Source organism: Roseateles sp. P5_E11, assembly GCF_054049355.1.
This window is the reverse complement of record NZ_JBFUMO010000085.1, coordinates 1-15,170: the sequence shown is the minus strand read 5'-3', so window position 1 is coordinate 15,170 and position 15,170 is coordinate 1. Positions and strand designations below refer to the sequence as shown.

Sequence of the window (15,170 nt, the reverse complement as noted above, 5' to 3'; positions counted from 1 at the left end):
GGGCCGGCCCTGCGGCGAGGACCAGCAGCGTGATCGCGAACAGCAGCATGTGAAAGCGGTGCACCTCGTCATACAGCACGCTGTACAGCCAGTAGATGCAGATGAGGAAGGCCGCGACGGGAATCGTGAGCGCGAGAACAGCGGCGGTCGCTCCCAGATGGGCCTTTTGCTCAATGACCAGGGCCGCGACGTGCAGGCCCGAGCCGGTGGCGGCGATCGCGACCAGTAGCGGCATGCCGCCCAACGCCCATTTGTGGACCCGCTCGCGCCTGGCATGCAGGATGTCGCCGGCCGATAGCAGGAAGTAGGTCCACCACATCCCAAAGGTGAGGCCAATGCCGGCCACGGCAATCATGAAGGCATCCATCGACAGGCCATCGGGTCCCACGACTGCGGAGAGTGACGCCACGGTGCCGAAGATCCCCTCCCCCAGGGCGATGATGGCCAGCAGGCCGTAGCGCTCGGTGATGTGGTGTGCATGCCAGGGCGTGCCGCCTCGATGGGACTCCGCGAAGTAGGGGCCGAACGCCTCAAGCACCAGAAGTGCCAGCCCGGCCGCGGCCCCCTGCGGCAGCGTCAGGGGTGCATAAGCCATCGCCACCCAGCCGGCCTGGGCCGTCACGATGGTCCAGACGTACACCATGCAGGCATCCCGGTACTTGGGTGACTGGCGGGCGGCGCGAAACCACTGCAGGACCATCGCCGCCCGCATCACCACATACCCGCTGACGACCACGCGGTTGTCCAGATGTGTACCGGCATCGATGGACTGGAAGACGGCGGGCAGGCCAATGGYCACCAGCGTCGCGCCGACCATCTGCACCATCGTGGCGACGCGGTGCAGCCAATCATCGGTGTCGAAGGCTGACGAGAACCACGAGAAGTTGACCCACGCCCAGAGGACCGCGTACATAGAGAACAGGAACGCGCCGACTGCCGTCGCGACGTGTCCCTCGGCCAGTAGGTGCGCGAACTCGTTGGATGCCTGGAAGATCGCTACGACAACCACCAGGTCGTAGAGCAGCTCAAGCGACGTCGTGCGGCGGCCCGGCTCGTGCGGATCCCGGCCGGCCACGACCGCGATGCGATGCCGCCTCTCCGCGAGGCCGTCGTCGCGGCTCACGAGCCGTCCTTCGTGAGTGGCCCGCGGCCCGGTCCACGAGCCGTCAAGCTGCCCTGGCATCGTCKCGCTCCTTGGCTGCCCGGACCTGCAGCTCTGCCGGCAATCGCACGTTGTTGCGCAACGCGATGACTTCGGCCATCACGCTCACGGCAATCTCCGCAGGCGTCTTGCTGCCGATGTAGAGGCCGATCGGTGCGTGCAGGCGAGCGAGCATCTCGTCGTCGATGCCGAAGTGCTCTTGCATGCGCTGCCGCCGAGCATCGCAGTTGCGCCGGCTGCCGATGGCTCCCACATAGAACGCCTCGGTACCGAGAGCCTCGAGAAGGGCAAGGTCGTCGAGCTTGGGATCGTGAGTCAGGGCGATGACGCAGCTGCGTCGGTCGGCACGAAATGCTGTCACGGCGTCATCCGGCATGACGCCTCGCACCAGTTCGACGCCGGGCACGCTCCAGCTCACCAGATGCTCTTCGCGTGGGTCGCAAACCAGCAYGCGAAACCCGTTGAACAGCGCCATCGTCGCGAGGTACTCGGACAGCTGGCCACCACCGATCAACAGCATCCGGTACTCCGGCCCGAAGGTCACCGACAGCGACCCCGGCGACAGGGAGAGCTCGGTGGGAACGGCTGTTGGCCTGTGCGTGGCGCGCCCGTCGCTGAGCCCGACCCGCCGCTCGACCAGCTGACCTGCGTCAAGCTGCTCGACGAGCCTGGTCAGTTCAGCTGCATCCGGCGAGAACTCCAGCAGCAGCTCGAGCGTGCCGCCGCAGGGCAGCCCGAACCGATGTGCCTCGTCGGCACCGATGCCATACCGGAGAAGGCGCGGCGTCCCCTCCATCTCTTCGCGCTTCTCACCGTGCAGGGGCATCGCGAATCGACGGATCAGGTCGTCCTCGATGCATCCGCCGGAGACCGAGCCGACGACCGCGCCGTCGTCGCGCAGCGCCATGACCGAGCCCACCGGCCGCGGCGAGGATCCCCAGGTGCGCACCACTGTCACGAGCACGGCGTGATGCCCCGCATCGCGCCAGCGCTGCAAGGACCTGAGGACCAGTACGTCAATGTTCTCCATTGCACGCCCGGCCGTCAAAGCTTGATGATGACCGACTTCAGCTGCGTGTATTCCGCCAGCGAGTTCATGCCCTGCTCGCGACCGTAGCCGCTCTGCTTGAACCCACCGCACGGCGTCTGCACAAAACCGCCACCGTACTCGTTGCAGACGATGCGGCCGGCCTGCATGCGCGCCGCGACGCGATGCACCCGCCCGATGTCGCGGCTCCAGATGCCCGCGGAAAGCCCGAAGTCGGAGTCATTGGCGATGCGGATCGCCTCTTCCTCGGTCTTGAAGGGGATGATCACGACCACGGGGCCGAAGATCTCCTCGCGCGCCAGCGTGTGGTCGTTGCTGACGTTGTCGTAGACCGTGGGCTCCAGGAACCAGCCTGTCTGCAGCCGGGGGTCAGTCGGGATGCCCCCGCCGGTCAGCGGCGTCAGTCCCTCGCGCTCCGCGACCTCGAAGTAGCTAAGGATCTTGTCGTACTGCGCCTTTGTGGTGATGGGGCCTGCATCAGCGTCGAACTCGGGTCCAACCTTGACCCGCCGCACCGCAGCCACAAACTTCTCGACGAACTGGGCGTGGATGCTCTCCTGCACCAGCAGCCGGGTGCCGGCAGCACACCACTGGCCGCTGTTCCAGGTGAAAGCCCGGACAGCACCCGGCGCGGCCGCGTCCAGGTCCGCGTCCTCGAACACGATGTCGGCAGACTTCCCACCCAGCTCCAGCGTCAGGGGCATGATGCGGTCGGCAGCAATCCTGCCCAGCTCCTGCCCGGCGCGGACGCTTCCCGTGAGCGAGATCTTGCACACATGCGGGTTCGCCACCATGGCCGGACCGATGACCGAGCCCTGCCCCACGATGACGTTGAACACGCCAGGCGGGAAGCCGGCCTTCTCAACCGCCAGCTTCGCGAGCAGCGCCAGCGAGCCAGATGTGTGCTCGGACGGCTTGGCAAGCACCGTGTTGCCGACCGCCAGCGCGGGAGCGATCGCGCGTCCTGCCTGATGCAAGGGAGCGTTCCAGGGCAGGATCACGCCGRTCACGCCGAAGGGGTCGCGCATCGTGTACGTGTGATACGCCGGCCCGACGTTGATCAGCTCGCCATCGTCCGCGTTGACGATGCCACCGTAGTACTCGAAGAACTGCGCCAGCAGATCGATGAGGACCGGCATCTCCTTCATGGGCTTGCCCGTCTCCAGCGACTCAGCCTCGCCCAGCTCTCGCTCGTGCTGGCGGATGACGCGGCCCAGCTCCACCAGGTGGCGTCCCCGCACGCTGGGCCGCAGGTCGCGCCAGGCGGCGAAAGCGTTGTTGCATGACGCCGCGGCGCGATCCACGTCCAAGGGCTGGCTTCGCGCCACCTCCTTGATCTTCTCGGTGGTGCGGGGATTGGGCTTGTCGGCGTAGCGACCGCCGGTCGGCTCGACGGATTCCCCGTGGATATAGCTCAGTGTGCGCGGGTAGGACATGTCGGCTCCTTGGAAGGTGAAAGCGAAGCGCCCGTCAGGCTTGTCAAACCACTTTGCGCGTCGGCGCCGCACCTCACATCCGTCGAAAGTCGGAGAGGCGGTCCAACTCGTGGCTATCCCTGCCAATAGCGCCCACGCGCACAGTGCTTCTCGACAGAAACCACCCGCGAGGCGAGCCGTGAGCGTCCCCACCCATGCCCTACCCCACACCGAAGCGGTGACCCGGTCCCGGACCGTCGTCCTGGTGCTGGTTGCCACCACGCTGATCCAGGCGCTTGCATCCATGGCGGGGCTGGCGATCCCGGTGCTCGGAGCGACCATCACCGGCCATTTCGAGTTGCCCAAGGCGGCCATCGGCTACTACATCTCACTGCTGTATTTCGCGGCGGTGCTGTCGTCGCTGTGCGGCGGCGAGCTGACGCAGCGGCTAGGTCCCGTGCGCGTCAGCCAGATCTGCCTCGTCCTGTGCGGCGCCGGCCTGGCGCTGGTGGCCAGCGGCAACCTGCTGCCGGCAATGCTCGGCGCCCTGCTGATCGGCCTGGGCTACGGACCGGTGACCCCTGCGAGCAGCCAGTGGCTGTTCATGAGCACGCCGGCCGAGCACCGCGGGCTGATCTTCTCCATCAAGCAGACGGGCGTACCGATGGGCGGCGCCGCAGCCGGCTTGGTCATCCCATGGCTGGTGGCCCGACAGGACTGGCAGTCGGCCCTACTGGTGGTCTCGGCCGTCTGCATTGCATGCGCCGTCCTGTCGCAGCCCATGCGCGCCACCTACGACCGCGAGCGAGACCCCACGCACCCGGTCAACCTGGCCACCATGCACGAGCTGTGGTCGCTGATCTGCAGCCGCAGGACGCTGTATTCCCTCGCCTTTGCCTCGTTCTGGCTGTCGACCTTCCAGCTCTCGCTGAGCTCCTACATGACAACCTACCTGCATGAGTCCTTCGGCTATTCGCTGGTGACGGCTGGGGCCACCATGTCGGCGGCCCAGGTCGCGGGCGTGACAGGACGGATCGCCTGGGGCGCCATCGCGGACCGCTGGCTGGGTTCGGTCCGGATGCTCATCGTGCTCGCCGTCGGCATGGTGATCGGCGCGGGCGTGCTGGCGGCGCTCGCTGGCGACGTGCCGTCCTGGCTGCCTGCCGCAATCGTCGTCACGATCAGTGCGTTCTCCCTCGGTTGGAACGGCACCTTCCTGGCCGAAGTCACGCGCCAGGCACCCGCCGGCACTGCTGGTCGCGCCACCGGCGCCATCCTGGCTTGCACTTTTGCGGGCGTGGTGGTCGGCCCGCCGATCTTCGGCACCATCGCCGAGCTGACGGGCAGCTATCGGATGGCGTTCGCCATTGCGCTCATCGGTCCAGCCATCGCCGGCATCCTGCTGATGACGCGCCGGACGGCCTTCGACGAGCCGCAAGGCAGCGCAACTCGGCTTTGAACCAAGAAGACGGGACCGAGGGGTTGCGCGGCGCCTAGGCTCGCAGCCCCAGTGCACGGAGCCAGGCGTCCACCTGGCCGAAGGCATCCTGCTGCCACTGATCCGGCGTGCGGTCTTCAAGCACCTGGCTGTCCTCGACGAACTTGCGGACGCAGGTCGGCCCGAAGCCCTCAGGCGTGTCGAACTTGCCGGCGATGAATTGATACCCGGCGAGGCCGGCCTTGTGCTCGAGCAGCGGGCGGCACGCCTCGGCGAGCGCCTCGATCCCGTCGGCATAGTTGCGAACGCAGTAGTAGATGTCGTAGGCGTCCTTCTGCTTGTAGCGCCCTTCGATGGCGTGCCCCTTCATCGCGAGGAGCGCCGGGATGGAGCACACGGCAATCTCGACCGTGTTGCTTCCGCCGCCCGGCATCGTGCCCGAGATCGCGACCAGCTCGTTGTACTGCAGCGCCAGCTCGGCACCGCTGGCACGCTGGACCGCGAAGTCATCGATCAGCGGCGGCTTGTTCTTGACGATCACCGCGTCCTTGGGCATCAGAAAATCGACGATGACATCGATGGGCGGTCCGCCGTCAGCCCCTTCGATCTGCCGCACCAGCTGGAAGCGCTTGAGGTGCTCTCGCTGGTGGTAGCCACGGCCCATGAGCGACTCGACCAGGTCGGCRTATTCGCCGTCGCCCAGGGCTTCGGCATCGAGGCCCAGGTCGATGTCCAGCGTGCCGACGTGGCGCATGACCTCGTTCTTGAGCAGCAGCCACGGGACTGCGCCACCCACGACGGCGAATTTGCCCTTGTAGCTTCCGAGGATCTGGCCGATCTCGATCAGGACCGCCTTGACCGCGGCCGTCGTCCGCTCGTCGTAGTCATTGGCGCTCTGCGGCTCATTGGGGGTCATTTCCGCCACTGCAGCCTCTCTTGCCGAAGGTGTTCAGCGGCCTCGCGCCCGCGCTCTCCCGAGGCCCACAGGTCGAGGTAGGTCTGCAAGGGGCTTGTGCAGTGGATGCCCTCCGTCGGCTCGACCGAGTCCTGGAAGAGCGCGGGGTCGTCCAGCTCGATGACAACGACGTTCTCGCCGCGCGTGGGCGTCGTGAGCTTCAGGAGCTTTCGCATCCGGTCGACGCCCTCCTGGTCCGCATAGAAGTGGTGGGTACCCGTACGTGCGTACGGTGCGAGCCAGTTGGCCGCGGAGAACGAGGCGAGGATTGCCAGTCCGTCCATCGCCAGAACGTCGCCGTACTCGCGCAGCGCAGCCTCGAAGGCGCTGCCATGCAGCGTGGTGTAGAACGTCCGCCGCTCGCCCGCCGGTGGCACGTACTCCTCACGCCACGCATCCAGGAGGCCATCCGGGTTCGACAGGATCAGCCCTCCTTCAGACACCTCGGCCCATCCCCGATCGAGCAGACTGTTGCGCACGTTGCTGACGTGCCCCAGGCTCACGAACGAATCCTTGGCCAAGTCAGCCACCCTCCACGCACGGGCAGGGTCACGCATCATCGTGCGCATCACCTGAGCTGACTTCGGCTTAAACAGGGAGCGGAGCTCTCGCCGCTCGACGGATGGCTTGCCCGCAACCTTGCGCGACAGGAAGAAGCCAGGAAAGGTGATGAGGGCATTGCCCTCAAAGTCCATGTAGCCGACGTTGCTCTTGGTGCACAGCTCGCGCGCGGCTTCGGACAGGTATGGCGCAACGAACACCGGGATGACGGATGGCGGCTGCCCCTCCATGTAGCGCTGCAGCTGGAACAGGGCGCTCTGCACATGCCGAGGCTGACCACTGGACTTCACCTCCACCACCAATACCCGTTGTTCGCCGTTGAATCCCAGGCGAACAAGGTAGTCAGGGGCGTACTCCCTGGCTGACGACTCAGCGCGAACCTCAAGGAGCTCGGCCCCAGGCACCTCACCCAAGACCTCGTACAGCAGATCCAGGGCCTGCTGCTCGATTTTCACTGGATCGGGGGACTTCAACATTCGCTGAACATATCATGTTCAGTGAAATATCTGAAAGACTTTCACCAAAAAATTCAATTTCAGCAGCTACTGAAATATGGAATTCGAGTGAAAATCCAAAAATAAACGGAGGCGAAGGAGGCCGCCCCATGGACGTCGTGCATCGAGAGGAAGTCGTCAAGTGCCCGGGCCCCGCTTGCCAACATCCGATCCACATCTCGGTAGGTCGATGGCCGGGCGGCATCAACGATTCTGGCGGATGGGTGCTCAAGTGCGGCAAATGCAGCCATGTCTTTCCGGTCAGCGTGAAGAATCCGGACGACGCCTCCAGGGTCGACTCGGGGGCGACGATCCTGGACAGCTGGGACAACGAGATGGGAAACCAAGCCGACGTCCTGGCCGCGCATGGCGTCACGGCGAGCCTTCCGCAACCCGACCGGCTGATGCTGCTGCGGCACGGCGAGCCGGAAGAGTTCTACGACCTCCAATCCAGGCCGCTCTATCGCTGCGGAGCATGCAAGCGGGGCCTTGAGGACGTTGCCTATGCGGTGCTCGCGGCAAGCCTGGCCGAAGCGAATCGGGGCCATTCCAGCTACCTGAACTGGTACCTCGCCACGCGGGGCGGACCACCGGAAGGCATCAGCGTTCGATTGAAGGCGACCTGCGCATGTGGCGCGCAACATCGCGTCCGCTTCTACAGGCCATTCTCGGAACGCGTTGCGCGGGCAGCCTCCGAGTACTGGCTTGTGGACGCCGAGGGCCTGGCCCCCACACTCGACGTGGACGGCATCTACACACGAGACGACTGCATCACCATCTTGGAGAAGTTGTTGTTGCGCTGGCGGGCCATGCATAGCGCAGTCCTGCTGGCAGCACCCTTCATAGGCTTCAACTACCCTGGCGCGCGCAAGAAGATCCCCGAGCTCTGGAACTGGGTGTTGAAGTACACCGACCCGAACAAGACCTCAGTCATCACCCGCAAAGCCACGTTCAGGCTGATGAAAGAGGTGGCAAAGGACAGCGAAGACGACATCGAGTTCCTGAAGAGCTGGGGACTTCTGAACCCAACGCTGGCGGCGCTCGATGAGAAGAAGGCCTTCTTCAAGACGGACTTCCACGCCAAGTTCTACTGCGGCATGAGTGCGGACAACGTCGAAATCCTGGTGGGGTCCTTCAACATCCACGAGGGCACCTACGTAGAGAACATCCACCTGCTGCGCTATACGTTCGACGAGTTCCGAGACCGCTATCTGCTGGGCATGAAGATGTTTTTCGACGTCGGAGTTCTTGCTGCTCGCCGAACGGTGCTGGAGATCTTCGTGGCGGATGGAAAACTGGCCAGCTACGACGAAGTCACCGTCACCGGATCATTGCTGACCTGAGTGCGCCGACCTAGGCGCAACCGCATCACCAGGTCAGGTGCTTCAAACAACAAAAGAAGAGGCCCTCGACCACCACACGTGGAGAGGGCCGAATCCACCGTTACAGGTGGCGGAGACAAACAAATACGTGCTGCGGCACAGCGCTCAAAGCGGCGCACGATGTACGGCGCTCTCACGGGCCACGAGAACAAAAGGAGAGTTCAATGCTCTCCGTCCACTTCCTCCGGGACAAAGTCGGTGGAAAGGGCCACGTGACGCCAGGCGGCGACTTCCTGTTCGCGCGCCGCGCGCGCGAGCTCGATGCGCCGCAGCGTGTCACAGCCGAACGGCAACCGGCGCGGCAATTCCTTCTGATCGGATAGCGAGACCAGCGCCTGCGCGAGTCTGTCCGGATCGCCAGGTTGCTGACCATTCGCTGCGTCGACGAAGGCCCTCGTTCGTCCCACGGTATCGTCGTAGTCGTCGATACGGCATGAGCCGCGGACCAGCGAACGTGAGCCGAGAAAGTCGGTGCGGAAGTAGCCTGGCTCAATCGCCGTCGCCCGGATGCCCAGAGGTGCCAGCTCGATGGCCATCGATTCGCTGATCGCCTCGACCGCAAACTTGGTCGCGCAGTACACCCCCCAGCCTGCCGATGCGGCGATGCCRCCGACGGACGACACGTTGACCACCCACCCACTGCGCTGCTGACGCATGTGCGGCAGCACGGCGCGGACGACGTTCAACAGGCCGAAGACGTTCGTACGAAACAGATCCTCCGCTTCGAGTGCGTTGATCTCCTCAACAGCACCCAGCAGACCCCGGCCAGCGTTGTTGACCAGCACGTCGATGCGGCCGAAGACCGCCACGGCCTTGGCAACCGCATCGCGGACCTGCTCCTCGCGCGTGACGTCCAGAGAAAGGGTGAGCAGGCGATCCTGCCCTTTCTGCCCTACCCGGATGTCCTCGGCGTTGYGCGCCGTCGCGACGACGGCATCGCCCGCCCCCAAGGCAGCTTGCGTGATCGCGGCCCCCAGGCCACGCGACGTTCCAGTGATGAACCAGACTTTCATGGGTCCCCTCCCTTTCGCAGCCGGGCCAGCCGACCGTGCCGGCCCGGAAGGCACCTCAGCCGGTGAAGACGGTTTCCCAGGTCCAGGCGTCGCGAGGCTGGGTGTGCATGGCCCAGAACGCGTCAGCCACGCCCTCGGCGTTGCTGGAGCCGGGGCTCACAAGCGTGCTCACGGACACCATGGCGATGTGCACGTTGCGCGCCTTCATCGGCTCGAACAGCGCGCTCGCGGCGCCGCGCAGCGCGGCCTTGCCCGTGCTCAGCGACAGGAAGTCCGGCGTGGGCTGGATGCCGAAGCCGCCACCCGTCAGCAGGATGGTGCCGCCGCCGCTCTTCTCGATCGCATCAGCCGCCGGGCCGATGGCGGCCAGCGCGCTGGTGACGTTGGCATGGATGTCGGAGACCAGCGTGTCCACCGTTTCGTCTTCCAGCCTGCGCGGCTGCAGGACGCCTGCGGCGTTGTAGTGCAGCACGCCCGCGTTGTAGTGCAGGGCGGCGAGCTGGTCGGCGTGGCGGGCCACCAGGGCGGCGACGTCCTTGGGATTGGACGCCTCGACGGTGTCGAACTCAAAGTCCACCGGACCGCTCTTGGCCAGGCGCTCGCGCAGGGCCTTGGGGTCACGGGTGGCCAGCACCACGCGGTAGCCCGCGGCCTGGAAGCGCTTGGCCGTGGACAGGCTCATGCCGGGGCCGGCGGCGATGGTCAGCAGGGTCTTGGTCATGGTTGTGCTCCTTCAGACCGGCGCTCAGGCGACGACCTGGGCCAGCTCGATAAGGTTGCCGAAGGGGTCGGCGATGAAGGCCAGGCGGCGGCCGATGACGGGCAGCTCGAAGGGCTCGGTGACGATGGTCACGCCGCGCTTGCGCAGCTCGGCGACGGTGGCGTCCATGTCGTCCACGTTGATGCAGAAGTGGTGGTAGCCGGCCAGGCGCAGGCTGTCACCCAGGTCCGAGTAGACCGACTTGGGGATGGGGGGCGGGTTGCCGCCGCCCAGGATCTCGACGAAGAAGGCGTCGTCGGTGGCGGGGGCGATGTAGGCCAGTTGCTGGTCGGCATAGGGCCAGCGATGCACGACGCGGAAGTCCAGCTTCTCGGTGTACCAAGCGATGGCCTGGTCGAAGTTGGGGACGCGCACGGCGACGTGGTGGCCCTTCATGGAGGCGAAGGGGCTCTTGGCGTTGATGGCGGGCGTGKTGACGACGGACATGATGTTTCCTTCAGGTTGGRGGTGGATCGCCTTGCTGCATCGSYGTGCWTGRCGAGTGACYGAAGAGTAGGTACGCACCSTCCYAAAGAGAATCGACGCCAGCGCGTTGAACCCTGAAGCGGGAGTTCACAATTCGGCCCGCTTCCCCTCTGTCACTGCAACGCCTGCCCCGAAGCAGACAGCCAGGAAACGATAGGAGCGGCGGCACCCTCATTGGCTGCCCATGGGACGCATTCGGGCTCAGTCACTTAGCGGAGTCCCTATCAGCCTTCTGACCGATACCTCGATCCGGCGTGGCTCGCTACCCTCCCAGCGCAGCAGTTGCTGCGGCCTAGCCACACATGAGAGGAGGACATGCAGTGAAGTCATTCAACAAGCGGCGCGCGGTCAGCCTCACGCTGGCGATCGCGTTCTCTCTGTTCAGGCTCGCGCACGTCCATGCACAGGCGCAACCTGCAGGCTCGCGTCCGCTCACGATCGTGGTGCCCTATCCCGCCGGCGGCGGCGCCGACGCCTTGGCGCGCGCGATGCAACCGACCCTTGCACGGGTATTGGGGCAGAACGTCATCGTCGAAAACGTGAGCGGCGCCGCAGGCACGCTCGGCGTCCAGCGCGTGGTCTCCGCACCGGCTGATGGGAATACGTTGCTGATGGGCTCGCCCAACGAGGTGATCCTTGCACCACTGGCGATGCACCTCGCGAAGTACCGCCCAGAAGACATGCGCATGCTGGCGACGGTGACGAACGTGCCGCTCGTGATCATGGCTCGCAAGGACCTGCCTGTGGCCTCGCTGGACGAACTCGTGTCGCTCGCCGCCGAACGGCGCGCCACACCCATCACGCTGGGCAGCGTCGGATACGGTTCGATGTACCACATGGTGGGCGAATACCTGGGCAAGGTCGCCGGCGTCCCCTTCCTGCACATTCCGTACAAGGGCACGACACCCCTGGTGCAGGATCTCGTGGGGCAGCAGGTCGACTTTGCGGTGCTTCCCAATGTCGGCCTCCCGACGGAGATGCTGCACGCCGGAAACATGCGAGCCCTGACCGTCCTGGACGGCAAGCGGATGGCGTCCCTTCCCGCCACCCAGGCAGTTTCCGAGACCGCACTGGKTCAGCGCGAGAGATTGCTGTTCACGGTCTGGGCGGCGGTCCTGGTGCGCAAGGATGTACCCGAGCCGCAGGTCCAGCGCCTGCATGCAGCGTTGCGCGAGGCCATCGCCTCGGATGAGATCGCGCGAACACTCTCCGCTTCCGGCGCTCAGGCTGCACCTGCGTCGCCGCTGGCTGCAACCGCATCGTTCTATTCCGACGAGATGGTGCGATTCCGTACCTGGGCTCAAGCGATCAACCTGCGGCCGCAATGACGCGAGCTGCCGGCTCCGCTTCGAAGGCGCCCCGCGGCCGCAGCGCTGTCGCATCCAACTTTTGACCGACCTCCCATCGTTCTACTGAAGCATTCAACAGCGCCCGCCCGCGCCTAGCCTTCCAGTGATGGTCATCCTCGCGAAAACGCCCTTTCGCCGTGACCAGCAACAGTGAGTCCGACCTGTCGGTCGCCACGAGAAGGAGCCTTCATGAGCACGATGAGCGGACGCCCGTCGTCGACGCTTGCGCACGCAGCGGCCTTTGCCGTGGCGTCCAGGCCTGCAACCGGACAGGCCCGCACCCGGCCCTCGAGAGCGGAGGCCATTGCGGACTATCGGATCTGGGAGCAGTCCGGCCTGGCGGCCCTGCTGAGACACGCACCTGAAGGCCAGGCGGACACCACGAGCGACCAGCATCAACGGGCACACGCGGAGTACATGCGCCTTCGCCACTCCACCGAGTTCGCCGCGCTGGTGCAAGAGATCGAACGCACTTCGACCCTGACTGCCGGACAGTGGGCAGACGAAGATCTCGCAGGAGACGAAGCCTCTTAGGCCCTCGCGTCCTTGTGGCCCACCGACCACAAAACAGCAAGACTTCGCAGACCAAATTCGAGTCCGTTGGTCGGCAACTTGCCGAGCTCCTCGCCTGCGATCCGCACCGCTGCTACGCTTCACGAAAAGCCACATAACCGGCTAACACAGGGAGAAAAAATGACGGTGGTAAATCGATCCAAGCTTGTGCGCATCACGGTGCGCAACATCGGATGCATCGGCGACGAGGGCGTCGAAATCGGACTGGACAACGTGGTCTGCCTGGTCGGCAAGAACAACGCAGGCAAGTCCACCATCCTTCGGGCCTACGAGCTGGCCAAGGGCACAGCTCAGTTCGACGAGAACAAGGACCGCTGCCTGCATGCCCCGACGGACAAGCCGTCGGAGGTCCTGCTGGAAGTCCACATTCCCAAGGGCATCGGCAACGTCGACGACCGATGGAAAGAGGCGAAGGATGACCTGCTCATCGTCAAAAGCCGCTGGCAGTGGCTTGGCGAAAAGTACCAGAAGGTTCGCACGACCTGGGATCCCAGGGGCGGCGACGACGGCAAGGGCGCGTGGGCCGAGGACGGCAAGGCCGGAGGCGCCGATCCCGTATTCAACTCCAGGCTTCCTCGCCCCCTTCGCATCGGATCGCTGGATGACGCGGCGACGACCGAAGAGATGCTGTTGACCCTCGCGCTCGGCCCGCTCGTGGCCGGGCTTGAGAAGGAGCGGATCGACCCGGCGTCGGATCTTTCGCTCGCGCTTGCGGGCGTGACGACCCGAGTGAAATCGCTCAGCGGCGCTCACCAGGCCCACTTCAACGGCATCTCGGGCCGGGTGGCAGCGGGATTCAGGCAGGTCTTTCCGCGACTCGACGTGAAGCTCAACGTCGGCGCCAGTCCGATCGCGCCCAAGCTCGCCGACTTGCTCAAGGCGGGCTCCAGCCTCACGGTCCAGGACGGCAACACCGAGACCACACTTCATCAGCAGGGCACCGGTGCGCGTCGCGCGCTCTTCTGGTCGATGCTCCAGGTGCACAACGAACTGTCCCGGGACAACGAAGTCCGGGGCGAGTACAGGAAGCGTCTGGAGAAGGAGCTCCACGAGATCAAGGGCAAGAGGAAGAAGGAAGCTGACAAGGGAGCCAAGGCCAAGGAAGCGGACCTGCAGGCTCATGACAAGACCATCGCCGAGTTGATCGCCCGGCTGAAGGCGCACGACGAAGACGGAAACATCCCCGAGAGCGAGGACGACCCCGCATTTCCTGGGTACTTGCTGCTGATCGACGAGCCGGAGAACGCCCTGCACCCGATGGCGGCCCGAGYCGCGCAGCGGCACCTCTACGAGCTGGCGAAGCAACCCGACTGGCAGGTCATCATGACCACCCACTCGCCGCACTTCGTCAACCCGTTTGAGGACCACACCACCATCGTTCGCCTGGAGCGCGAAGGTGAGGACGATGGGGCGCTCATGGCCCCCAAGACCTATCGTTCGGACGAGATCAACTTCAAGTTCGAGAACGACGACAAGAAGCGCTTGCAGGCTCTGCAGCACATCGACCCCAGCTTCTCCGAGATCTTCTTCGGCTCCTACCCTGTGCTCGTCGAGGGAGACACCGAGCACGCCGCGTTCGTGTCGGCAATCATCGAGCGCAAGCATGGGCTCATGGATGAAGTGACGGTCATCCGCGCCCGAGGCAAGGCGATCCTCGTGCCGCTCATCAAGATCATGACCCACTTCAAGATCGACTTCGGCATCGTGCATGACGTCGACCCGCCGTTCAAGTCGAACGGAGACCGGAACGGCATGTGGACGGAGAACCAGAAGATCCGCGAGGCCGTTCTCGCTGCCCGCAAGGCCGGGCTGACAGCCAGGCACCGGGTCAGCGTCCCCGACTTCGAGCGCCTGCTGGGTGGCGAGGAGGAATCGAAGGACAAGCCGCTGAACACCTACCTCCTGGTCGCCAGCGATGACACCCTGGCCCAGAAAGTTCAGGCCCTGATGACCGACCTGATGAAGTCGAGCCAGCACGAGCCGTTCCCCAATGGTGCGCTTGGTGCGGGCGACTACCTGACCTGGCTTGGGACGATCATCCAGGCCTGGGCAAAGACCAACGGGCAGGCAGACCACATCCGATTCAAGGGGCCGCCGCCCAAAGCGTGACAGGACTCGCCAGTCGGGTCCGGCCGTTTTCCGCAAGTCTCAAGGAAGGTTAGGCGGCGGCAGTGCGGGCAACCTGCCGCACCGCCGACAGGTACTGATGGATCATGGCCACCACCGCGGCGCCTTCACCAATCGCGCCGCCGACCCGCTTGATCGAGCCTGATCGCACGTCGCCAACCGCAAAAACCCCGGGAACGCTGGTCTCGAACGGGCTTGGCGGCCGTGCCGCTGAAGGCTCCACGGCCTCCGAGCCGGTTCGCACGAACCCGTGCGAATCAACGGCCACGCCGCACCCCTCCAGCCAGTCCGTCTCCGGCTCCGCGCCGATGAACAGGAACAGGTGCCGGACGTCGCAGTCCCAGGCGCTGCCATCACGCCGATCACGCCAGGTGGCCCCCTGCAGGCCCAGCGCACGGTCTCCCCGC

Annotated in this window: 14 protein-coding genes; 5 read left to right on the top strand and 9 right to left on the bottom strand. The window is 65.2% G+C overall.

Going from position 1 to position 15,170, the window contains the following annotated elements:
• The 3 genes from ACXJKR_RS09305 to ACXJKR_RS09295 form a co-directional block, all read right to left on the bottom strand.
• On the bottom strand, positions 1-1,123 hold a 1,123-nt coding region (locus tag ACXJKR_RS09305; RefSeq protein WP_457322605.1), incomplete at its 3' end, for a low temperature requirement protein A.
• 43 nt (positions 1,124-1,166) lie between these two features.
• Positions 1,167-2,192 (bottom strand): XdhC family protein, encoded by a 1,026-nt coding sequence (locus ACXJKR_RS09300; protein ID WP_457322604.1) that lies wholly within the window; start codon positions 2,190-2,192, stop codon positions 1,167-1,169.
• 14 nt (positions 2,193-2,206) lie between these two features.
• Positions 2,207-3,931: an aldehyde dehydrogenase family protein gene (locus ACXJKR_RS09295; RefSeq protein ID WP_457322603.1), complete on the bottom strand. Its 1,725-nt coding sequence runs from the start codon at positions 3,929-3,931 to the stop codon at positions 2,207-2,209.
• Between ACXJKR_RS09295 and ACXJKR_RS09290 the strand changes: the two genes are divergently transcribed.
• Positions 3,891-5,084 (top strand): MFS transporter, encoded by a 1,194-nt coding sequence (locus tag ACXJKR_RS09290; RefSeq protein ID WP_457322602.1) that lies wholly within the window; start codon positions 3,891-3,893, stop codon positions 5,082-5,084. The two genes, ACXJKR_RS09295 and ACXJKR_RS09290, sit on opposite strands and share 41 nt — an antisense overlap.
• 34 nt (positions 5,085-5,118) lie before the next feature.
• Here ACXJKR_RS09290 and ACXJKR_RS09285 read toward each other — a convergent pair whose 3' ends face one another.
• Together ACXJKR_RS09285 and ACXJKR_RS09280 are read right to left on the bottom strand one after the other, a co-directional pair.
• Positions 5,119-5,988, bottom strand: a complete 870-nt coding sequence (locus ACXJKR_RS09285) for a nucleotidyl transferase AbiEii/AbiGii toxin family protein (RefSeq protein ID WP_457322601.1) — start codon at positions 5,986-5,988, stop codon at positions 5,119-5,121.
• A complete protein-coding gene (locus ACXJKR_RS09280) occupies positions 5,976-7,055 on the bottom strand; it encodes a type IV toxin-antitoxin system AbiEi family antitoxin (RefSeq protein ID WP_457322600.1) in 1,080 nt (359 codons plus the stop codon). Before ACXJKR_RS09280 ends, ACXJKR_RS09285 begins: the two co-directional genes overlap by 13 nt.
• A gap of 128 nt (positions 7,056-7,183) precedes the next feature.
• Here ACXJKR_RS09280 and ACXJKR_RS09275 point away from each other — a divergent pair, with 128 nt between their 5' ends.
• Positions 7,184-8,416: a hypothetical protein gene (locus ACXJKR_RS09275; protein WP_457322599.1), complete on the top strand. Its 1,233-nt coding sequence runs from the start codon at positions 7,184-7,186 to the stop codon at positions 8,414-8,416.
• A 200-nt stretch (positions 8,417-8,616) separates the two neighbouring features.
• Here ACXJKR_RS09275 and ACXJKR_RS09270 read toward each other — a convergent pair whose 3' ends face one another.
• From ACXJKR_RS09270 to ACXJKR_RS09260, 3 genes are read right to left on the bottom strand one after another with little or no spacing between them, the layout of a single operon-like run.
• A complete protein-coding gene (locus ACXJKR_RS09270; protein ID WP_457322598.1) occupies positions 8,617-9,468 on the bottom strand; it encodes an oxidoreductase in 852 nt (283 codons plus the stop codon).
• A gap of 55 nt (positions 9,469-9,523) precedes the next feature.
• Positions 9,524-10,189 (bottom strand): SDR family NAD(P)-dependent oxidoreductase, encoded by a 666-nt coding sequence (locus ACXJKR_RS09265; RefSeq protein ID WP_457322597.1) that lies wholly within the window; start codon positions 10,187-10,189, stop codon positions 9,524-9,526.
• A gap of 24 nt (positions 10,190-10,213) precedes the next feature.
• Complete coding sequence (locus tag ACXJKR_RS09260; RefSeq protein ID WP_457322596.1) at positions 10,214-10,675, bottom strand: VOC family protein; 462 nt, start codon at positions 10,673-10,675, stop codon at positions 10,214-10,216.
• A gap of 359 nt (positions 10,676-11,034) precedes the next feature.
• Between ACXJKR_RS09260 and ACXJKR_RS09255 the strand changes: the two genes are divergently transcribed.
• From ACXJKR_RS09255 to ACXJKR_RS09245, 3 genes are all read left to right on the top strand, one after another.
• Positions 11,035-12,042, top strand: a complete 1,008-nt coding sequence (locus ACXJKR_RS09255) for a tripartite tricarboxylate transporter substrate binding protein (RefSeq protein ID WP_457322595.1) — start codon at positions 11,035-11,037, stop codon at positions 12,040-12,042.
• Between the two features lie 210 nt (positions 12,043-12,252).
• Positions 12,253-12,597 carry a hypothetical protein gene (locus tag ACXJKR_RS09250; RefSeq protein ID WP_457322594.1) on the top strand — a complete coding sequence of 115 codons (345 nt, stop codon included), beginning with the start codon at positions 12,253-12,255 and terminating at the stop codon, positions 12,595-12,597.
• 186 nt (positions 12,598-12,783) lie between these two features.
• Positions 12,784-14,745 (top strand): ATP-dependent nuclease, encoded by a 1,962-nt coding sequence (locus ACXJKR_RS09245; RefSeq protein ID WP_457322593.1) that lies wholly within the window; start codon positions 12,784-12,786, stop codon positions 14,743-14,745.
• Positions 14,746-14,794: 49 nt separating this feature from the next.
• Here the strand turns inward: ACXJKR_RS09245 and ACXJKR_RS09240 are convergent.
• Positions 14,795-15,170, bottom strand: a 376-nt coding sequence (locus ACXJKR_RS09240; RefSeq protein ID WP_457322592.1) for an NAD(P)/FAD-dependent oxidoreductase, incomplete at its 5' end; no start/stop codon positions are given.